Origin of the sequence: Pararhizobium arenae (genome assembly GCF_001931685.1) — a bacterium.
Lineage (GTDB): Bacteria > Pseudomonadota > Alphaproteobacteria > Rhizobiales > Rhizobiaceae > Pararhizobium > Pararhizobium arenae.
On sequence record NZ_MOOY01000009.1, the window covers coordinates 44,027 to 63,721 of the forward strand.

Annotated in this window: 18 protein-coding genes; 7 read left to right on the forward strand and 11 right to left on the reverse strand. The window is 60.1% G+C overall.

What is annotated here, in order from left to right; all coding sequences use genetic code 11:
• The first annotated feature begins 28 nt into the window (after positions 1-28).
• Positions 29-1,315 carry a multidrug effflux MFS transporter gene (locus BLX89_RS19525; protein ID WP_075292640.1) on the forward strand — a complete coding sequence of 429 codons (1,287 nt, stop codon included), beginning with the start codon at positions 29-31 and terminating at the stop codon, positions 1,313-1,315.
• A 55-nt stretch (positions 1,316-1,370) separates the two neighbouring features.
• On the opposite strand, the gene BLX89_RS19530 is transcribed toward BLX89_RS19525, so the two are convergent.
• On the reverse strand, positions 1,371-3,185 hold the full coding sequence (locus BLX89_RS19530) for a methyl-accepting chemotaxis protein (RefSeq protein ID WP_075292641.1): 1,815 nt from the start codon (positions 3,183-3,185) through the stop codon (positions 1,371-1,373).
• Positions 3,186-3,486: 301 nt separating this feature from the next.
• Between BLX89_RS19530 and BLX89_RS19535 the strand changes: the two genes are divergently transcribed.
• A complete protein-coding gene (locus BLX89_RS19535) occupies positions 3,487-3,867 on the forward strand; it encodes an acyl-CoA thioesterase (protein ID WP_075292642.1) in 381 nt (126 codons plus the stop codon).
• Positions 3,868-4,052: 185 nt separating this feature from the next.
• Here the strand turns inward: BLX89_RS19535 and BLX89_RS19540 are convergent, their stop codons facing one another.
• The 5 genes from BLX89_RS19540 to BLX89_RS19560 form a co-directional block, all read right to left on the reverse strand.
• Positions 4,053-5,228 (reverse strand): DUF1501 domain-containing protein, encoded by a 1,176-nt coding sequence (locus BLX89_RS19540; RefSeq protein ID WP_075292643.1) that lies wholly within the window; start codon positions 5,226-5,228, stop codon positions 4,053-4,055.
• 67 nt (positions 5,229-5,295) lie between these two features.
• Positions 5,296-6,735 (reverse strand): DUF1800 domain-containing protein, encoded by a 1,440-nt coding sequence (locus tag BLX89_RS19545; protein WP_075292644.1) that lies wholly within the window; start codon positions 6,733-6,735, stop codon positions 5,296-5,298.
• 116 nt (positions 6,736-6,851) lie between these two features.
• Positions 6,852-7,205 (reverse strand): DMT family protein, encoded by a 354-nt coding sequence (locus tag BLX89_RS19550; protein ID WP_075292645.1) that lies wholly within the window; start codon positions 7,203-7,205, stop codon positions 6,852-6,854.
• Between the two features lie 227 nt (positions 7,206-7,432).
• Entirely contained in the window at positions 7,433-8,419 is a 987-nt protein-coding gene (locus tag BLX89_RS19555) for a hypothetical protein (RefSeq protein ID WP_075292646.1), read from the reverse strand.
• Positions 8,420-8,495: 76 nt separating this feature from the next.
• On the reverse strand, positions 8,496-9,734 hold the full coding sequence (locus tag BLX89_RS19560; protein ID WP_075292647.1) for an MFS transporter: 1,239 nt from the start codon (positions 9,732-9,734) through the stop codon (positions 8,496-8,498).
• 247 nt (positions 9,735-9,981) lie between these two features.
• Between BLX89_RS19560 and uvrB the strand changes: the two genes are divergently transcribed.
• Complete coding sequence (gene uvrB / locus BLX89_RS19565; protein WP_075292648.1) at positions 9,982-12,963, forward strand: excinuclease ABC subunit UvrB; 2,982 nt, start codon at positions 9,982-9,984, stop codon at positions 12,961-12,963.
• Positions 12,964-13,017: 54 nt separating this feature from the next.
• The gene (locus BLX89_RS24390) at positions 13,018-13,677 is read left to right on the forward strand and encodes a sce7726 family protein (RefSeq protein ID WP_143523690.1); all 660 of its coding nucleotides are present in this window, start codon (positions 13,018-13,020) and stop codon (positions 13,675-13,677) included.
• On the opposite strand, the gene BLX89_RS19570 is transcribed toward BLX89_RS24390, so the two are convergent.
• Genes BLX89_RS19570 through BLX89_RS19580 form a run of 4 tightly spaced genes read right to left on the reverse strand, consistent with a single transcriptional unit; the run spans position 13,647 to position 15,645 of the window.
• Positions 13,647-14,738, reverse strand: a complete 1,092-nt coding sequence (locus BLX89_RS19570; RefSeq protein WP_075292649.1) for a beta family protein — start codon at positions 14,736-14,738, stop codon at positions 13,647-13,649. The two genes, BLX89_RS24390 and BLX89_RS19570, sit on opposite strands and share 31 nt — an antisense overlap.
• A complete protein-coding gene (locus BLX89_RS25490; RefSeq protein ID WP_083637709.1) occupies positions 14,738-15,004 on the reverse strand; it encodes an ImmA/IrrE family metallo-endopeptidase in 267 nt (88 codons plus the stop codon). Before BLX89_RS25490 ends, BLX89_RS19570 begins: the two co-directional genes overlap by 1 nt.
• A gap of 12 nt (positions 15,005-15,016) precedes the next feature.
• Positions 15,017-15,235 carry a hypothetical protein gene (locus tag BLX89_RS23965; RefSeq protein WP_143523691.1) on the reverse strand — a complete coding sequence of 73 codons (219 nt, stop codon included), beginning with the start codon at positions 15,233-15,235 and terminating at the stop codon, positions 15,017-15,019.
• Positions 15,232-15,645, reverse strand: coding sequence for a hypothetical protein (locus BLX89_RS19580; protein ID WP_075292650.1), 414 nt, complete (start codon positions 15,643-15,645; stop codon positions 15,232-15,234). The genes BLX89_RS23965 and BLX89_RS19580 overlap by 4 nt, the downstream gene beginning before the upstream one ends.
• Positions 15,646-16,198: 553 nt before the next feature.
• On the opposite strand from BLX89_RS19580, the gene BLX89_RS19585 reads away from it, so the two are divergent.
• From BLX89_RS19585 to BLX89_RS19595, 3 genes are all read left to right on the forward strand, one after another.
• Entirely contained in the window at positions 16,199-16,660 is a 462-nt protein-coding gene (locus tag BLX89_RS19585) for a DUF3828 domain-containing protein (protein WP_075292651.1), read from the forward strand.
• A gap of 691 nt (positions 16,661-17,351) precedes the next feature.
• On the forward strand, positions 17,352-17,801 hold the full coding sequence (locus BLX89_RS24395; protein WP_075292652.1) for a hypothetical protein: 450 nt from the start codon (positions 17,352-17,354) through the stop codon (positions 17,799-17,801).
• A gap of 285 nt (positions 17,802-18,086) precedes the next feature.
• The gene (locus tag BLX89_RS19595; protein ID WP_075292653.1) at positions 18,087-18,296 is read left to right on the forward strand and encodes a cold-shock protein; all 210 of its coding nucleotides are present in this window, start codon (positions 18,087-18,089) and stop codon (positions 18,294-18,296) included.
• A gap of 183 nt (positions 18,297-18,479) precedes the next feature.
• On the opposite strand, the gene dusA is transcribed toward BLX89_RS19595, so the two are convergent.
• Entirely contained in the window at positions 18,480-19,595 is a 1,116-nt protein-coding gene (dusA, locus tag BLX89_RS19600; RefSeq protein WP_075292654.1) for a tRNA dihydrouridine(20/20a) synthase DusA, read from the reverse strand.
• Positions 19,596-19,695: the final 100 nt, after the last annotated feature.

The window sequence follows — 19,695 nt, forward strand, 5'->3', positions numbered from 1 at the left end:
TCCCTCCCAAGACGACACAGGTTTTGTCATGACCACCACAACCACCGCTCCCAGCGAAGCGCCCACAGGCGCCGCCCGCATCAATCTCGGCTTCTTCGAGTTCGTCATCACCATCGCGCTGATGACGGCAAGCGTTGCGCTCGCCATCGACATCATGCTGCCGGCGCTGCCGAGCATCGGCCAGTCGCTGAATGTCGCCAATGCCAACGACACCCAGCTCGTCATCGCCGTCTTTTTCCTCGGCTTCGGCTGTTCGCAGATCATTTTCGGCAGCCTCTCCGACACGTTCGGCCGCCGCAACATCCTGATCCTCGGCCTCGGCTTCTTCGCCTTGACGATGTTTGGCGCGGCGATGACCCAGAGTTTCGAAATGCTGCTTTTGCTGCGCTTTGTGCAGGGTATCGGTGCGGCCGCGGTGCGCATCACCACTATGGCGATCGTGCGCGACTGCTTCGGCGGCCGCGAAATGGCGCGCGTCATGTCCTATGTGATGATCGTCTTCATGATCATCCCAATCGTCGCCCCCTCCATCGGTCAGGCCATCGTTCTCTATGCCAACTGGCACTGGATCTTCATCCTGCTGGGCTGCGCCGTCGGCATTCTGTGCGTCTGGGCGATGCTGCGCATGAAGGAATCGCTTCCCGTCGAAGAACGTCTGCCGCTTTCGGTTAGCGCCGTCCTCTCCGGCTTTGCCACCGTTCTCACCAACCGCATCACCTGCGGCTACATGATTGGCCTGACGTTGTTCACCGCCGTCATCTGCGCCTATATCGTCACCGTCCAGCAGATTTTCGGTGAAGTCTATGGCCTCGGCGACTGGCTGCCGATCGCCTTTGCCGGTACCGCCGGCGGCATCGCCGTTGCCAATTTCGCCAACGGCTATTTCGTCCGCAGCTTCGGCATGCGCCGTATCTCGCATGTCTCGATGATCCTGTTCACCGCTCTGTCCGTGTTCGGCCTCGTGCTGGCCTTGAACGGCAAGCCGGACTTCATGGTCTCGTACATCCTGTTTTCGATCCTGCTGATGTTCTTCGCGGTCATCGCCACGAACTTCACCGCCATCAGCCTCGAGCCCATGGGCCATCTCGCCGGCACGGCAACCGCCGTCACGGGCTTCGTCTCGACGACGGGCGGCGCGTTGATCGGTGGTGCGGTCGGTCAGATGTTCAACGGCACGGTCCAGCCGATTTTCGCCGGCTTCGCAGCCTTCGGCTTCGTCACGATCCTCGCCGTGCTCTGGGCGGAAAAGGGCAAGCTCTTCACCCATCCCGGCGACGATACCGCCGCGCTCGAAGCGGGCGGCGGCCACATGTAATGACAGAGGCCCGCGCCATCCGGCGCGGGCCTCTGATATTCCGGCTGCAGATGGGTCAGGCAGCCCGGCCGTAGCTCTCGCGGCCGGCGGACTGGCCAAGCCGGAAACGCTGCAGCAGATGCTTCAGCTCCTGGCTCTCCTGGGCCAGCGTCTGGCTGGCAGCCGTCGTCTCCTCGACCATCGCCGCGTTCTGCTGGGTCATCTGGTCCATGGAATTGACGGCGGTGTTGACTTCCTGCAGGCCCGTCGCCTGCTCGCGCGCCGCCGTGGCGATGGACGCCACATGGTCGTTGACGCGGTTCACCAAGGCTTCGATCTCGACCAGGGCTTCGCCCGTGGCCTTGACCAGGGACACGCCCGTCTGCACCTCGCCGGCCGAGGTGCTGATCAGCGTCTTGATCTCCTTGGCGGCATTGGCAGAACGCTGGGCAAGCTCGCGAACCTCCTGTGCGACGACGGCAAAGCCGCGACCCGCCTCGCCCGCCCGCGCCGCTTCCACACCGGCGTTCAGCGCCAGCAGGTTGGTCTGGAAGGCGATCTCGTCGATCACGCCGATGATCTGGCCGATCTGGCTGGAAGAGCCCTCGATCCGCCCCATGGCCGTGATCGCGTTGCGAACGATATCGCCGGATTTGGCGGCACTGGACTTGGTTTCGGAAACCATTTCACGTGCTTCGGCCGCCCGCTCGGAGGCGCTCTTGACGGTCGAGGTAATCTCGTCGAGCGCCGCCGCGGTCTCCTCGAGCGCCGCCGCCTGCTGCTCAGTGCGCCGCGACAGGTTGTTGGCGGCTTGCGAAATATCGCCAGCGCTGCCGTTCACCACATCCGTCGAGCGGGCAATCGAGCCGATGACGTCGCGAAGAGCGGCAACCGCCGTGTTGAAGTCGTCGCGCAGCTTGCCGTATTCCGGCGAGATGCGGCCGATCTCGGCCGTCAGGTCGCCGCTCGCCAGCTTCTCCAGCGCGCCGCCGACGGTTGCCATTGCATCAGCCTGACTTTCGGCGCTGGCGCGCGTGCGCTGCTCGTTGCCGCGGCGTTCGCCGTCCAGCTGCGCCTGCTGCTCGATTTCGCGCTCACGCAGCTCAATGCGTTCCCGCACGGAGTTGCGCAGTTCCACCAGCACGGCCGCCATCTGGCCGATCTCGTCACGCCGGTTCGTTTCCGGAATTTCGTTCTCGACCTTCTCGTCTGCAACATCGCACATCGCAGCCTTCAGCCGCTCCACCGGCTTGACGACGCTGCGCACGATGCCGAAGGCCGCAAGCAGGATCAGCACGGCGGCCACGCCGCAAATGCCAATGATCGTGATCAGACGCTCGCGGAACATGGCGGCAAGATCGTCCGCATAGACGCCTGTGCCCACGACCCAGCCCCAGGGTGCAAAGCCCGCGACATGGGAATATTTCAGCACCGGCTCGTCAGCGCCCGGCTTCGGCCAGTAGTAGTCGACGAAACCCTTGCCGGAAGCCTGCACGGTTTTCACGAACTCGACGAAGAGATGCTTTCCGTTCGGATCCTTGTTTGCCGTCAGGTCCTTGCCGTTCAGTTCCGGCTTCACCGGATGCATCACCATCGTCGGGTGCATGTCGTTGATCCAGAAGTAGCCGCTGTCCTGGTAGCGCATGGCGCCGATGGCCTCGATGGACCGCTTCTGAGCCTCCTCCTTCGTCAGCGTGCCGGCCTCTTCGAGCTTGTGATAGGCGGCAAAGACGGTGACGGCATTGTCGTTCATCGAAGCAAGCATAGCCTTGCGCTCGGCCACAAGCTTGTCCTGCGCTTCGAACAGCTCGTAAGTCATGGCGCCGGCCATGGCGAGCAATGCTAGTCCGACCAATGCGTATAGCCGCACCGAAATCCGAAAGTTCTTCATGCGTGGAAATCCCCTACCTCTTTGGGGGCATGATACCGCCAGCTATTTTCAAACTTCCTAACAAACAACTTGCTACAAATTGGAATATATTCTTTACCGCGCGTTAACCACGCAAAGCCCCCTTTCCGCGTTTCGTATCGCCGTCTGGCGTCAGCGCAGGGCATGGGCTAAGCATGTCTCGCAAAACTGTGCCGCGGTTTTGCGCAAAGACATGCGTAAAAACAAAAACCTGAAGCGGACGAGTAATCCGAAAGATTGCGACACGCTGTAGCGTCGCCGAAAAGCGGAAACGGAGACTTGCATGACCAAGCCGAAGGGCGAACTGACCCTCAGGACCCTCGCAATGCCGGGCGATGCCAACGCCGCCGGCGACATCTTCGGCGGATGGGTCATGGCACAAATGGACTTGTCCTGCGGCATTCGCGCGGCCGAGCGGGCGCGTGGCCGTGTTGTCACCGCCGCCGTCAAGGAAATGGCCTTCGCCCTGCCGGTCAAGATCGGCGATACGCTCTGCATCTATACGGATATCGTCAAGGTCGGTCGCACCTCCATCACGCTGAATGTCGAGGTCTGGGCGCAGCGCTACCTCTCGGATCGCATGGACAAGGTCACCGACGCCGTCTTCGTGATGGTGGCGCTGGATGGCCAAGGCAGTCCAACGCCGGTGCCGCCGGAGAGTTGATCTTATACCAAGGATCGATGATAGGAACCTATAGGATCGGCTCGATCGGGTTTTCCGGCTAGGAGAGGTCCGCAGAGCGATGCTTGCGCATCGGTCAAGGGCCTCGACGCCGCCGGAAAGCCCGAGAAGCCGACCGGAGGTGGCATTGGACTGGTCTCTGGCGTCGTTGCGATGCTNTAGAGGCTCTAAAGCAGCCGAAGGTAATCCGAGGATCGGTCGAAGCTCAGCCCGGGAAACACCGTGTTCGTCAGCTTATCCGGCGTGATATCGAATTGCCGCGAGATCATTGCGGCCGCCAGTTCGCGGATATCGCCGGTGGGCATCAGGTCCCGCTGGTCGAGCAGTTTGTCGTCGGAAAGACCGGACCAGCGCCCCAGCACCCGCCCGCCTCGTATATCGCCGCCGGCGACCAGGGCAACGCCACCGGTTCCGTGATCGGTCCCGCCTGAACCGTTCTGCCTCACGGTGCGGCCAAACTCCGTCATAGCCAGAACGATAGTCTGGTTCCATATCTCCGGCCCCAGCCCCGATTTCAGCGCGATGATCGCCGATGCCAGTTCCTTCGCCGGTCGGGCGAAGCCTTGAATCTGACCGACATGCGTGTCCCAGCCCGTGATCGAGAAGCTCGCGACGCGATAGTCCGCTTTCAACATCTGTGCAGCGACACGCGCGACATCCGCTGCCGTGGTTCTCTTTTCGGCATCGACCATACCCCGGGAGGCCTTTCCGTCGGCCCGGGTCGCTTCCGCCAGGGCGGCTGCGAAATCCGAATCGTTCTGATAGAGGCGTGCAAGAAAATCCGCTTCCTCGCGCATGGAGCCGAAATTGGAATCGGCCGACCAGACATCCACCGCCTCGGAACCGGAGAGGATCAGTTCGGTAGACGTATTGATGTCGATCGCTCGGCGGGAGGCGGTGCGGGGAATGGCCGCCAACGTCCGGTTCAGCCATCCGCTCTGCTGTTCGCGGACATGGCCGCCGCCGCTTTCCAGAATGTCCTGACCGTCGAAATGGCTTCGCTGGTCCCGGTAGGGTGTGGAGACGGAATGCACGAAGGCGATATCCCGCGCCTTCCACAGCGGCATCAGATCAGCCGCCGCCGGGTGAAGGCCAAACCGCCCGTCCAGGTCGAACAGCCCCTTGTCTGGCGTCAACGCCAGCTTCGGACGCAGTTTGGCGAACGCGGGATCGTCGTAAGGCTGGAGCAGATCCAACCCGTCCATCGCTCCGCGCAGCACGATCGTCACGAATCGGCGCTCGCCGGGCATGGCCATGAGGCTCACCGGCGTAAACACCGGAGCCGCCGCCGCACAACAGGCGGATGCAAGAAAAGAGCGGCGGGAAATCAAGGTATCGGCCATCACAGCCTCCAGGTACATGCGAAAATAAGCGCTGGCTCCGATCGCGCCCCATAAGGCGCAATCGGCCTCAGCGGCGATTGAACTCGGGCGACGCCAGCACCAGCATCATGCCCGTCGCCTGATCGGGCGCCTGCGAGACCACGCGGATCGTGTCGTCGCGGGCGGCGTCCGCCAGTGTAGCCTTCAGAAATTCCCGCGGATCCCGGTCGGTGCCGAACCGTGCCACCGCCGTCCGCGCCCAGGAAAGACGCTCCGCAAGCTGCCCCCCGGTGACCCATGCGGAAAAACCTTCTTCGAAACCTGCCGGACTGGGAGGCTGCCAGAGAGGCTGCCCCATGCGCTTCAACGCCAGCGACCCCAGCATGCGGCCGGCCCTGTACCGGCTGCGCCGCACAGCACCGTCTTCGCCTTCGAAGGAAAATGTCGAAGGACCGGTCATCGACAGGAAAAAGCGCTCCACGTCGCCGTTTCCGTCCAGGGCGCGCAGTCCTGCGATCATGAAGTCAAAGGGCTGCCGGGCCTTGGTGCCTTCGTTCCGCCACGCCGCGGGATGGGCAAGCATCGTCGAATAGACCGCGGTGAGATCACCCTCGGTACGTTGCCATGTATCGGTCATCGCCTGAACGAGATCGCTTGGCGGATCGTCGCTGATGAAATGAACAACGAGCTTCCGACAGATATGGTCTGCCGTCTTCGGATGCCGTGCGAGGTTTTGGATGAGCTGGAGCATGTCGCCGGGCCCGCGACCGTCGTCGCCGTACGCGACACCAAGAACCTCATGGGTGCCGGGCTCGGCAAATTTCGAGCTGAAGTCCATTTCCATGCGCTTCTGGCTGATCACCGTGCCGGTCAGCACAAGCGCGGCATTTCGCACATCCGTCTGGGTATAACCGCTGTTGGCGCCAAGGGTATGAAGCTCCAGCAGCTCGCGCGCCAGATTTTCGTTCAGCCCCTTCTTCTTTTTAACGCCGACCGGCGACGTCGGGCCATAGGAAACAGACTGGTCGAGATAGCGGAGCATGGCCGGATGCTGGATCGCCGCGCGCAACAGTTCCGCAAACGGCCCGCCGACATTCGGCCGGATCGCCTCTGCTTCGTAGACCATGACGAGCTGCCGAAGCAGGTTGTTCTTGTTGGCGCTGACACTGAAATGATCGCTCCAGAAGAACACCAGCCGCTCATAAAATCCCAAAGGCGAGGTCACGGTCTGAACGAAGCGCGCCGCGCTGTCCTGCACCCACATCCGCAGGGAAGCGCGCCGCACCTTGGCCTGCAGTGTGCTCACCTCGTCCTTGGAAGCGGTCCTGCGCGCCTTGCGCAGCATCGCTTCCGTCTCGATGATGCGGCGTCGCCGTTCGGCAACCCCGCCTAGGGGAGAGAGCGGTGACTGCGCCGTGCCGACAGCAATCTGCGCGATGAGGTCGTCGGCGGTTTCCGCCGGCTTCTCGCCCGGCCGAAAACCATAGCCGTAACGCAGCATTGCCATGGTCGACAGGGAAAGGCTCATCTGTTTCTCCGGTTCCGGTCCCGGAAGGATATAACGCTTCTCAAGGCGTAAACGGGGCAGGATAAAGACATGGACAATTTGTAATCAAAGCCTTGCCCGGACCTGTCCTGAACGCTCTACCCCTTGAAGACAAAAGCAGCGCCACCGGCAATCAGGCAGAAGCCGATCGCGTGGTTCCAGGTGAGCGATTCCTTAAGCCAGAACACCGAGAAGCCCGCGAAAACCAGAAGCGTGATCACCTCCTGCATCGTCTTCAGCTGGGCTGCCGAATAGACCGTATGGCCGATGCGATTGGCGGGGACGGCGAGGCAGTATTCGAAGAATGCAATGCCCCAACTGCCGAGAATGGCGATGTAGAGCGGCGAAGACGTGTACTTCAGATGTCCGTACCACGCGAAGGTCATGAAGACGTTGGACAGCAGCAGGAGCACGATCGGCCAGACGGCGGCGGCGTTGAGGGTAAAGGGCACGGCGCGAATCCTTTGACAATGAGGGTTTCCTGCCGGGGTTAAATCGGTCGTCGAGGAAGTCAAGCACCCGCTTCTTTGCCGGGCCTAGGACCAATCCACATTCAGCTCAGGCCGTGGCGAAAATGATGATTTTCCGCGACCCGGAGCGCTGCGTACTTCAGGTACGTGAGCACCGGAAGCGCGGGGAAGCGCCGTTTTCAGAACAGCATGGGCTGAATGGCATTGGCCTAGTCTTGCGGCCGGTGCCGCGCCTCGATCGGCTGCGGCACGTTGATCCGGCAGACCAGCTGCGCCACCGCCAGCAATGTCATGAGATCGCGGATCATAGGCCGCACATGGCGCTGCCAGTCGATATCCTCGCGCGGGCCGGGCAGCTCGAAGAAGTTTCTCTTTGTCGGCACCAGAAGGAAGGCATCGCCGCCCATTAGCGCCAGCCTGACGATGTCGTCCGGCCACGCCTCGGCCAGATAGTTCAGCGCCTGCGCGATCGGGCCAACCACAAGCGGCGTCGCCCGTTCGGGATGATCGGTGCGAAAATCGTAGCTTGCATCCAGCTCACCGAAACCGCTACGGATATTTTCGAGACTGCGATCCCCGAACAGATCGTCGACAAAGCCCTTGAACCCGTAAAGCCGCTTGGCGGCAAACAGCCGGCCGGCAAAGGCATGCGGTGGATTGAAATAGACGATCACGCCCTTGAACACGTCCCGCTCGTGTTTTCCGCCCGTCGTCAGCCGCACCTCGCACAGGGTGAAATCCATGCCCTGATAGACGCCGGAAACGAGATCGTCGTAATGGGCGCCGTTGTAGCGGATCAACCCCGGCTTCGGCAGCAGCTTCATGAATTTCGGCTCGGTGCCGTTGCGGTAGCGAATCTGCCCGGCAAAACCAAAGATCACCGGCAGCATCCGGTCGCGCAGGGTCTGGCGGAACTGCGCCATAGGCCGGTTGGCTTCCTTCCAGAGAAAGTAGCCCACGAGGCACATGACACCGATGACGAAACCGATGAAGCGCGGTTCCTGGAAGCGCGCCACCACCACGCCGAGCACCAGCGCGCAGATCACCCCGAACGGCACCATCGTCGGCAAGCGCCGCCGCTCCATCTCCTGCAGGACCGCCGGTCGCTGGCCATTGTATTCGTCGATGGCGACATGGATTTTCTCCATCGTCGCCGCATCCGGCATGATGCTCGCCTCGTCGAATGCCCTGGCCATAGGCTCTGCCCCCCATCGGCAGAACACCATAGCATGAAACCGGCCGCAGCACCCGATCTTCCTCTGCGCTCTCAGATCAGTCGGAGGCCGGCGCGACGCTTCGGCGCCAGAAGAGGAAAAGCAGCAGAGCACCGACCGCCACGCCGCCGTGAACCCAGTAGGCAAGCGCGAAACCGCCGATCTCCACCAGCCAGCCCGCGACGATGTTGCTGAAGGATGCGCCGATGCCCTGCACCGTCATCACGGCAGCCAAACCGACATTGAAACGACCGGATCCCGAGAGGATGCGCTCGGCCGCAATCGGCGTGGCGATACCGATCAGCCCGGCGCCAAGCCCGTCGAGGATCTGTACGGGGTAAATCATCCAGAAATCGCTCACCGTACCGGCGATTGCGCCGCGCAGCGGCAGGGCGCAAAGCGCGACGATGAACACGGACGCCAGCCCGAAGCGTCGGATAAGCCACGGCGCCGCGACGGCGGCGGCAATCATCGTCATTTGCGCGACGCCGGTGATCAGCGCCGTCGTGCGGAACGGCGTGCCAAGCTCTACCGAAAACTGCTGGGCGACCAGCCGGCTGACGGGCGCATTGCCGAAATGGAACACCAGCATCACCACCGCCAGCACCAGCAGGCCGGGTTTCGACAGCAGCACCGAGTAGCCGGAGGGACCGAGCTCTCCCTCGTCCGACGCCAGCCCGCGCGCAACCTTGTGATCGATCTTCGCGGGGTCGATCAGCAATGTGGCGACGACCGCCCCGATTGCGGTCACGATCATCAGCGCAATGATGCCGTTCATGCCGTACAGCGCGGTGGCGACATAGACGCCGACCAGCGAGACGACATTGCCGGCATGGTTCCAGAATTCGTTGCGCGAGACCTGCCCCGGAAAGGCCGCCTCGCCGACGAGCCCCAGCGTCAGCCCCATCATTGCGGGACCGATCACGGCCCCGACGATGGCCGTCACCGTCTGTCCGCCGATCACGACGGCGACGGTGGGCGTCGCCAGCGTCCACAATGCCAGCGCGGTCACGAGCAGGACCGGCGCGATCACCAGAAACCGTTTATAGGGCGTGCCGTCGACAAGCGCTCCGAAAAGCGGCGTGGCGATCATGCCCAGCACGCCGCCGAAGGTCGCGATCATGCCAAGGGAAAACGGCGACCAGCCGTTGGTCGCGAGATAGGCGTCGAGAAACGGCCCCAGACCGTCGCGGGCGTCAGCCAGAAAGAAATTCAGCGCCGCCAGCGCGGCGATCGTCCCGCCAACTGGAACCGCGGCCGGCGGCGCAGCCGCGACCATACCCTGGGAAGTCTGCATGCTGCGCTCCGATCTCGCTGATCTTTGTCGGTGAAGGGCCTGTCGAAAACTGCCGCCGCGGGGTCGAAATGGATGCGCCCGCGTGGCGGTTCGGAAAACGGCGCTTTCGCCTCGAAAGTTCCGGCGTTTCCCGCCGATTTTGCAATCTGCGACCCAACCTCCGGAATATCCGGCGACGTCGGATTTCGTTGCCTTTTTGTACTCATTCCCCCTTTTCTTATGGCCGGACTCTCTCCATATTCCCCTGATGTCAAAAGCGCCGAAAAAACCCGCTCGCCCCGCCACCGGTTTCGAGGAAGCCCCGCAGGCTGCCCTGACCGGCACGCCGCTCTCGTCCAATGTTTCGGATTGGGCCGAAGAGCTGCAGCGCATGGCCGAGGCCGAGAGCATCGAGACCCGCCACGACGTTGCCTCCAAGGCCGGCAAGCACCGCAAGAAGGTCGAGAACGAAGCGCGCAAGCACGCCGAGAAAACCTCCGTCCAGAAAACCTCCCGCGGCGTCTCCATCGGCGCCTCGTCCGATCCGAAAACCCGCGCCGCCGCCGGCCTCAATCCGGTCTCCGGCCTCGATATCTCGCTGGAGGACGCTGACAAGCTGACCTCCGGCAACGGCGTCACCGCCACCGTGGAGGCCCTGGCCTCGCTGATCGAGAGCGGCAACCCGCTGTTCAAGGACGGAAAGCTCTGGACCCCGCATCGCCCCGCCCGACCGGACAAGTCCGAAGGCGGCGTGCCGATCGTCATGAAATCGGAGTACGAGCCCGCCGGCGACCAGCCGACCGCCATCCGGGACCTCGTCGAGGGCCTGCAGAACGGCGAGCGCAGCCAAGTGCTGCTCGGCGTGACCGGCTCCGGCAAGACCTTCACCATGGCCAAGGTGATCGAGGCCACCCAGCGCCCCGCCGTCATCCTCGCGCCGAACAAGACCCTTGCCGCGCAGCTCTATTCCGAGTTCAAGAACTTCTTCCCCGACAACGCGGTCGAATACTTCGTCTCCTACTACGACTACTACCAGCCGGAAGCCTACGTGCCGCGCTCGGATACCTTCATCGAGAAGGAATCCTCGATCAACGAGCAGATCGACCGCATGCGCCACTCCGCCACCCGCTCGCTCTTGGAGCGCGACGACGTCATCATCGTCGCCTCGGTCTCCTGCATTTACGGTATCGGCTCGGTCGAGACCTACACCGCCATGACCTTCCAGATGCAGGTCGGCGACCGGCTCGACCAGCGCCAATTGCTCGCCGATCTCGTCGCCCAGCAATACAAGCGCCGGGACATGGATTTCCAGCGCGGCTCCTTCCGGGTGCGCGGCGATACCATCGAAATCTTCCCCGCCCACCTGGAGGATGCCGCCTGGCGCATCTCCATGTTCGGCGACGAGATCGACGCGATCACCGAGTTCGACCCGCTCACCGGCCAGAAGACCGGCGACCTGAAATCGGTGAAAATCTACGCAAACTCCCACTACGTCACCCCCCGCCCGACGCTGAACGGCGCGATCAAGTCGATCAAGGAAGAGCTGAAACTGCGCCTCGCCGAGCTCGAAAAAGGCGGCCGCCTGCTGGAAGCCCAGCGGCTGGAACAGCGCACCCGCTACGATATCGAGATGCTCGAGGCCACCGGCTCCTGCGCCGGCATCGAGAATTATTCGCGCTACCTCACGGGACGCCGTCCCGGCGAGCCGCCGCCGACGCTGTTCGAATACATCCCCGACAACGCGCTCCTGTTCATCGACGAAAGCCACGTCTCCGTCAGCCAGATCGGCGGCATGTACCGAGGCGACTTCCGACGCAAGGCGACGCTCGCCGAATACGGCTTCCGCCTGCCCTCCTGCATGGACAACCGCCCGCTGCGCTTCGAGGAATGGGACGCCATGCGCCCGGATACCATCGCGGTGTCGGCGACCCCGGCAGCCTGGGAGCTGGAACAGTCCGGCGGCGTCTTTGCCGAACAGGTCATCCGCCCCACGGGCCTCATCGATCCGCCGGTAGAGGTTCGCTCGGCAAAAACCCAGGTCGACGACGTCCTGGGCGAAATACGCGAAACCGCCGCCGCCGGTTACCGCACCCTCGTCACCGTGCTCACCAAGCGCATGGCCGAGGACCTGACGGAATACCTGCACGAGCAGGGTGTTCGCGTGCGCTACATGCACTCCGACATCGATACGCTGGAGCGCATCGAGATCATCCGCGACCTGCGTCTCGGCGCCTTCGATGTGCTCGTCGGCATCAACCTCCTGCGCGAAGGCCTCGATATCCCCGAATGCGGCTTGGTCGCCATCCTTGATGCCGACAAGGAAGGTTTTCTGCGCTCGGAAACGTCCCTCGTGCAGACTATCGGCCGCGCGGCGCGAAACGTCGACGGCAAGGTCATCCTCTATGCCGACCAGATCACCGGCTCGATGAAGCGCGCCATGGACGAAACCGCCCGCCGCCGCGAAAAGCAGATGGCCTACAACGAGGCCCACGGCATCACCCCGGAATCGGTGAAGGCAAAGATTTCCGATATCCTGGATTCGGTCTACGAAAAGGACCATGTCCGCGCCGATATCGGCATCAAGGGCGTCAAGGGCGGCATCAACGAGCTGGTGGGCGGCAACATGCAGGCCCATCTGGATGCGCTGGAAAAGCAGATGCGCAACGCCGCCGCCGACCTCGACTTCGAAACCGCCGCCCGCCTCCGCGACGAGATCAAGCGCCTCAAGGCCGCCGAACTTGCCGTCATGGATGATCCCATGGCCCGGGAAGAAGCCAAAGCCATGGAAGGCTCATCCAGGAAAAAGAAAGGCACGGCATCCACGGGTCCAATCTCCCCCCTTGAGGGGGAGATGTCGGCAAAGCCGACAGAGGGGGGTGGTTCCACAACCTCCGCCCCCTCCTACTTCGCCAAACCCTCGCTCGACGACATGGGCCCGGGCACAGACACCGCCCGCCCGCTGTTCCGCAAGAACGACCTCGACGAAATGACCGTCGGCCGCACCGAAAAGCCGGTCAGGGGCAACCTGCCGGAAAAGCCGGACGCCGCCAAATCCACCAAACGCTTCTCACCCCTGCTGGAAGGCCAGCCCGAACGCGCCGCCCCCTCTCCGTCATCCTCGGGCTCGACCCGAGCCGACGACGCCCGCCCGCTTGTACGCGGCAAGGTTGGTGCAGGGAGCTATGAGGATGGGGGAGATGCGAAGCGGAAGGGGCGGACAAAGGGCAAGACGGGGCGGCCGGGGAAATAACTGGTCGATAAGATATATGATAGTAGGATTTCATATCCTAGGTGAACAGCTAAAATGAATATCCAAAACAACCTCCACGAGATGAAAATAAAAATGGCCTGCGCGAGTTGGCTAGAAGAAAAATACAACAAATTTTCGGATGGAATAATTATAAACGAGTTTAGCTCAAATAAAAGCAAGGCGAGAGCAGACCTAGCGTACGTATCCACAGAAGAACTAGTAGCAATAGAGATAAAAAGCAGTAAAGATAAATTATCACGACTTAGTGCACAAATAAAATTTCTTAAAGAGTGCTACAATAGGGTTGAAGTAGTAACAACAAAAAGACACATGCAAGTTGCAAGAGAAATTTGCATATTAGAAAACGTGGGACTTCATATAGTTGAAGACAATAGCATCATCACCATTCTTAAGGGGCGAAGAAGGAACATATCTAAAGAATCGCTTGAGCGACGGATATTTCCAGCAATGATCAGGAAAAGGCGCGACTTCACGCCTACAGAAGAATACTATAAAAAATTTCTACTAAAAAAATACACTCAAGAACAAATTAGAAAAACTGAAGGATTGGAAATTACCGAATGCTATATCAGAAGCTTGAACCCGAACCACATGAAGCGAACAAAGGCGGAACAACGTCGACTGGCATACCAACATGACCTTGAATCACTATTCAAAACCCTTCAATCAGCCCACTCTTCCTCCAACTCTTGAGCGGAAAAATCAGCGCCATAAAGCGACTGCCTGGTAAGGTGGATATTTATGCGACATGCGGTTGATTTCGCTGGGGATGTAATGCCAAACTCGCTTCGCAATTGCGTAATCTTTATCAATTGCGTACCCCAAATGTTAAGGCTTTCGTCCCAATCGACGCTCCTAATAGCGTGATCAGCCATTTGCCCATAAGCCTCAATTCGACGCGCACGGAATTCCTCGTCGGTCTCGCCGTCATCTCTTACGCAATCGCTTCTATAAAAATTCCATTGCGACTGAGTAGGGAGATCAATGCGAGGTCGGGGCACCCCACCACCACCTTGCTCCATAGCCCGCGCGCTGCCGCGGTCACTAAATACTAGACCACCAGCTTCGGAATTTACGACATTGAAAAAGCTACGTTCAAATATTTCTTGCGAAATGTTACCAGTGAAAGCGGAAGGGAAGGTCGTTGACGACAGAGATATTGTCGCAGCGGGCAGACGTTCTCTGATGTAAGCTACATCTTGCAACGCTGGTATAACATTAACCAACAGCCTTGCGTCACGCTGACCGTAGTCAATAATGATCGTAAAGTTTACTCCAGGCCGTTGAGAAAGAACATCAATTAAGGGGTGAATAGATAGAAGTGCTCGATCAGCAAAAGTTCGATCTATTCGAACACCAACTCCTCTTCCCAAATCAGCCGCTCTATCGACTTGTTCTAAGATAACAGCAGCAGATATAGCGCCTCTAAGCTGCAGCACAGGAATTGCCCCGTGAACTGCCTCTACAAACGCGATCCAATTAGAAAAACCATTGTTAGCGTTTCGCAGATTCTGAATTTCGGCGTATGATTCAGCGGCGAGTGGTGGATCGTATTCAGGATCAAGCTCAGCAAACCACCGACGTGAAGATAAAGCATGCCTAATCTTATCTATCCCGCGGGTTAAAGTACCGGAGCCGAGCCAAGGCTTGATTAGGATCAAAGGCACCAGCCTATCTTTCGCCAAATCAGGCAATTCAGCCAAAGCCACAACTTCCGCAGGACGGACTGATAAGATTGGAATATACGTCAACATTACTTCATCCCTAGACGTATACGCATTGCGTCCTCAGAAACTTGAAATCGAGTCGCAAGCAATGAAACAGCATCAGCCATACGATTCACTTCTAAATCCGACTTTATTTCTTTTATCTTATTAACAGGCATCAATATGTCGGACGCCAATCTGTTGGCTTCAGCTTCACATGAATCACTAAGCCGAGATCTGTATAAAACATTGTCACTTATGCCATCGCCTATCATATGCTTATGCAAAAAATAGTGAGACAATTCGTGAGCCAAGGTAAATCGACGTCAATACGATGGTTCATGTTTATTGATAAGTATTTTGTATAAATTCCCAGAGGGAAAAATCATTCCAGAAATACCTACATCCAACGTAGATATCTTCACCTCAAGCCCAAAATATTTAGCAAGTTCGCCAATCTTAACTGGGACTTGGTCCTGAAAACTGGCGATCACGTTGCGTATATCACTCGGCAACCGATCCCATTCTTGAGAATTACGCATCATTCTCCATACTCCGATTCCGGATTAGGGAAATCATCGACAGAGCGACGCCCGGCTTGTGAGCGGGCCACAATGACATCGACTCGCGCCTCGATGATCTGGCGGAGGTCACCATCTTCCCCCAACTGCTCTTGGGCATGCTCGAAGGCTGCATTGAATGCCTCAGTTTTCAGAATGCCGAAGCCAAAGACACCGACCACGGCAATAATTATGCCCAAAGCTGTAAGCATCAAAGGCAATGCTGTTAACACGACAACGATAGTGGTTGCGGCGTCAAAATTTAAATCTAATCGAGGTGGCTCCTGCCATTTCACAAAAGCGGAGAGCAGGAAAGCGCTGAATATGAAGCCGCCAATAAAGCCTGCAAGGGCCGCGCCAGTGGCAAACGTAGCTCGTCTTTTAGCTTTCGACATCTGGACTGATTCTTTGTTTCCCCTAAAAACATTATCACCGCTTTAAGTTGCAAAATCAATCTTGGAGTAGGTGTCAATTCAGACCGTCGCTCCAGTTACGCTATTGTTGTCAATTCCGCAGACGGCAGGCAAGTAATAACACGCCCTAGATGGGCAACTTCCGTCCGCCGCAGGTACAATGCGCTTCTTACAATCATTCAGAATACAACATTGTTACTTGCACGCCTCACAATTATCTTCCTCGATAAACGGTCCTGCGTTGCAAATTTCGCGGTTCTTCAGAACATCCTGATAAATGTCGCACGCCGCGAATCTGGCAAACATCCGGGCATTGCTGGGGTTGTATCCACTGCAATCGCACTCAGCGTCCAATCGCAGCGTTTCAGTTCATATCTTCAGTGGAAGGGCTAACGGGAGAATACGATCGCCCGGGCGCGACAAGGGCACAGCGATAGCCCCCAAAATGAACATTTCAGCAGCTGCCGCACACATAGCCACCCCCACCGCGCTCCGCTAATCTCCGGCCAAATCTCACCCCAGCCCGAGTCCAGTCATGCGCCTTACTCTCCTCGTCCTTCTCGCCGCCCTGTTCGCCACCCCGAGCCTCGCCGCCGGTCCCTACAAGACGCCGCAAGCCCTGCTGCAGGCGCTCTACAGCGGCGAAGGGCTGGACGACGACCCCAATGCCGCGACGGCCTATACGCACTTCTTCTCCGATGCGCTGAACCAGATGTTCACCGACGACTGGAACAACACGCCGGAGGGCGAGGTCGGCGCCATCGATTTCGATCCCGTCATCGACGGTCAGGATGGCGAGGCGAGCAATGTCGAAATCGGCGCGCCGATCATCCTCGACAGGACGGCCGAGGTCGAAGTCTCCTTCGACAATTTCGGCCGCCACACGCTGTTCTACACCCTGACCTACGAGCATGGCGGCTGGAAGGTGGACGACATCGCCAACCAGCAGGGCGAGTATCCCTGGAGCCTCGTGGATTTGTTCAAGACGGCAGAGTGAGGCGCCGCACCTGCGATCGTCCCCTCTCCCCGCCTGCGGGGAGAGGGCTGAAGCATGTCCCGCAAAAGTGTGCCGCGGTTTTGCGGAAAGACATGCGTAAAACAAAAAACCTAAAGCGTCTGAGCGAATCTGAAAGATCGCGACTCGCTTTAAGGTGAGGGGCAAACGCCTGAAATCAAGAGGCAAATTGGTTTATGTCGCCCCTCATCCGCCCTGTCGGGCACCTTCTCCCCGCGCGCGGGGAGAAGGGATATGCCGCCCCCTCCCGCCCAAACCGAATAAATCTCATCCCCGCAAATCCCCGCGCCAAAAGACCGCGCCATACTGGCCTCGTCCCGTCGCAAGGATAGGCCGTCAGGCGTGATGGCGAGGCGGGGCCGGTGCCGGGTGGATGGAGCAGACGCAAAGCCATCCCTTCGGGGTCCGCAGAAAATGGTCCCCTTCCGGAGACGGCGGGGCCGGTGAAAGCCGGTTCCGATTCTCGCTTCGGGCGTGCCTGTGCGGCACACAACGCTCTTTCTCAGGAAAGGGAAGCAGAGGGATCCGAGTTGCGGGCAAAAACCACTGAACGGGGCGCTGGCGAGAGCCACACCACCACTTCCATCGAGGCCCTTTCCAGCGCCCCGTCCGCTTGACCCACAACCCGCACACGGCGGGGCCGAAAACGCATGTCCGAAACAGGAGGACCGTCATGGAAAAGGATTTCAGCCGCATCTCGCAAAGGCTCGACAGCATGATCCAGAGGCACACGGCCGAGATGCTGGCCACGCCGATTCTCGTCTGCGCCAGCCGCGAGTGTCGGCAGCGGCGCAGATGCCGTTTCGTCGACCGCAATGCCGGCAACACCCCCTGGTGCCTTCGCGAGTTGGACAGCGAACAGCTGGCGGTCTACGGCAGCCTGCGCGATCTGGCGCGGGAATGGGCGCTGTGGCTCTATCCGGGCTCGTTCCTGCGCCAGGGCGAGGAAGCGGCCGGCCTCAACGCGCAGGCCAAGGCGGCCGTCGAAATCATCGCCGCCAGCCTGCCGCGGGGCGACCGGCTTTACCCGGAGGCGCGGGCGTGGCGGCGGGCGCTGTATCGTCGCCGCGCGCCCAAAAACGGGACACCGCCAAAAGCGACACAGCAAACCACTGAAATCTAAGGGATATGGGAAACGTCGGCGTGTTTTTTCTGGATTTTCTCACTTGTCTTTTCGCCGGAAAGCTGCCACCTATTCCCCCGTTCGGGCGTTTTCAATCCCGGAGACTGGACTGGCTGTATGGTCCCGGCGCGATCCGGGCGCACCACAATGAATGAGGTGCTGTAGACGTTCTTTCCCCGTTATCGTGACTTCTCGACTGCCTTTTCGCGTTGAGCGGAAAGTTAAGACGTCCTCACCCTTCCGGGGGTCTGGACACAATACTAAGGGAAAACAAGGACTTCTCCCATGGCCACCAAGGGCACCGTAAAATTCTTCAACCAGGACAAGGGTTTTGGCTTCATCACGCCGGAAGGCGGCGCGAAGGACGTTTTCGTCCACATCTCCGCCGTTCAGGCCGCTGGCCTTCAGACCCTGAAGGACGGCCAGCAGGTCACCTTCGACACCGAGCCGGATCGCATGGGCAAGGGCCCGAAGGCCGTCAACCTGCAGGCCTAAGCATTTCCAGGATAAGTGCGGCGCGGTTTTCCGTCAGGAAACGCGCAGAAGCGCACGGAGCCTCGGTTGATACCGGATACGGAAACGGCGCCCTCGGGCGCCGTTTTTCGTTTCTGGGACTTGAATTTTCGTAGCCTTCATCATCCCCGGAGATCGAATCCGCGATAGACTGACGGCCGAGCGTTATTCCGCCGCCTGCACCTCGGCCGCCGCCGTCAGCACCGTGTCGAAGGCAGCGGCAATGACCTCCGGCCCGGCCCCTGCCCGCGTTGCGTCGGTCGAAAGGATCTGCCGGTAGCGCCGGGCACCAGGCCACCCCTGGAACAGCCCGACCATGTGGCGCGTGACATGGTTGAGCCGCCCGCCCCGGCCGATATGCGCCGCCGCATGCGCCATCATCGCATCGCGGACATTAAGCCAAAAGTCCGGCGAGACCAGATGCCCCTGCGCATTGAACTCTTCAGGCGAGCGCACCGCCGGTGCCGCACCGGTCACCGGATGCGGAAAATATTGATCCACGCCCGTCAGCATCGCGCTATCATGATAGGCGGCACGACCGAGCATGACGCCATCGAGCGGGGTATCCCGATTGAGCTCCTCAAGGGCCTGGCTCAAAGTCTGAAGCCCGCCATTGATGCCGATGAAAAGATCGGGGTTTTCCGCCTTCAGCCGATGCACGATGCCATAGTCCAGCGGCGGAATGTCCCGGTTCTCCTTCGGCGACAAGCCCTGCAGCCACGCCTTGCGCGCATGCACCCAGACCGCATCGGTTCCCGCAGCGGAAACCCGGCCAACCAGATCGCGCAAGGCAACCTCCGGCTCCTGGTCATCCACCCCGATCCGGCACTTCACCGTCACCGGTATCGAAACCGCCGCCTTCATCGCCGCCACGCAGTCCGCCACCAGCGACGGCTCTCGCATCAGGCAGGCGCCAAACGTCCCGGACTGCACCCGATCCGACGGGCAGCCCACGTTCATGTTGATTTCGGCATACCCGAATTCTTCGCCGATCCGCGCCGCCTGCGCCATCTTGCCGGGATCATTGCCGCCTAGTTGCAAAGCCACCGGCCGCTCGGCCGCGTCGTGCCCCAGCAACCGCTCCCGGTCACCGCGCAGGATCGCATCCGCCACGATCATTTCCGTGTAAAGCAGCGTGTGGGACGACAGCAACCGCGCCAGCTGCCTGTAATGCCGATCCGTCCAGTCGATCATGGGGGCAATCGCAAACACCGGTCGCTGAAAATAGCGGCCGGTTGCGGCGGATTGATCTTTATACGCGGGATCAGGCTTCGTGTTCATGCCCGCTCTATACAGCCCATGGCTGGAAAAAGCGAGATGGTAACCAAATCAGTGCAAAGCGGCGGGCCGTGATACCCGCCGCATTTCAGCATGCTACTCT

Coding starts and splice junctions, on each gene's coding strand:
- BLX89_RS19525 (WP_075292640.1), top strand. CDS start 29: ATGACCACCACAACCACCGCTCCCAGCGAAGCGCCCACAGGCGCCGCC.
- BLX89_RS19530 (WP_075292641.1), bottom strand. CDS start 3,185: ATGAAGAACTTTCGGATTTCGGTGCGGCTATACGCATTGGTCGGACTA.
- BLX89_RS19535 (WP_075292642.1), top strand. CDS start 3,487: ATGACCAAGCCGAAGGGCGAACTGACCCTCAGGACCCTCGCAATGCCG.
- BLX89_RS19540 (WP_075292643.1), bottom strand. CDS start 5,228: ATGGCCGATACCTTGATTTCCCGCCGCTCTTTTCTTGCATCCGCCTGT.
- BLX89_RS19545 (WP_075292644.1), bottom strand. CDS start 6,735: ATGAGCCTTTCCCTGTCGACCATGGCAATGCTGCGTTACGGCTATGGT.
- BLX89_RS19555 (WP_075292646.1), bottom strand. CDS start 8,419: ATGGCCAGGGCATTCGACGAGGCGAGCATCATGCCGGATGCGGCGACG.
- BLX89_RS19560 (WP_075292647.1), bottom strand. CDS start 9,734: ATGCAGACTTCCCAGGGTATGGTCGCGGCTGCGCCGCCGGCCGCGGTT.
- uvrB (WP_075292648.1), top strand. CDS start 9,982: ATGTCAAAAGCGCCGAAAAAACCCGCTCGCCCCGCCACCGGTTTCGAG.
- BLX89_RS24390 (WP_143523690.1), top strand. CDS start 13,018: ATGAATATCCAAAACAACCTCCACGAGATGAAAATAAAAATGGCCTGC.
- BLX89_RS19570 (WP_075292649.1), bottom strand. CDS start 14,738: ATGTTGACGTATATTCCAATCTTATCAGTCCGTCCTGCGGAAGTTGTG.
- BLX89_RS23965 (WP_143523691.1), bottom strand. CDS start 15,235: ATGATGCGTAATTCTCAAGAATGGGATCGGTTGCCGAGTGATATACGC.
- BLX89_RS19580 (WP_075292650.1), bottom strand. CDS start 15,645: ATGTCGAAAGCTAAAAGACGAGCTACGTTTGCCACTGGCGCGGCCCTT.
- BLX89_RS19585 (WP_075292651.1), top strand. CDS start 16,199: ATGCGCCTTACTCTCCTCGTCCTTCTCGCCGCCCTGTTCGCCACCCCG.
- BLX89_RS24395 (WP_075292652.1), top strand. CDS start 17,352: ATGGAAAAGGATTTCAGCCGCATCTCGCAAAGGCTCGACAGCATGATC.
- BLX89_RS19595 (WP_075292653.1), top strand. CDS start 18,087: ATGGCCACCAAGGGCACCGTAAAATTCTTCAACCAGGACAAGGGTTTT.
- dusA (WP_075292654.1), bottom strand. CDS start 19,595: ATGAACACGAAGCCTGATCCCGCGTATAAAGATCAATCCGCCGCAACC.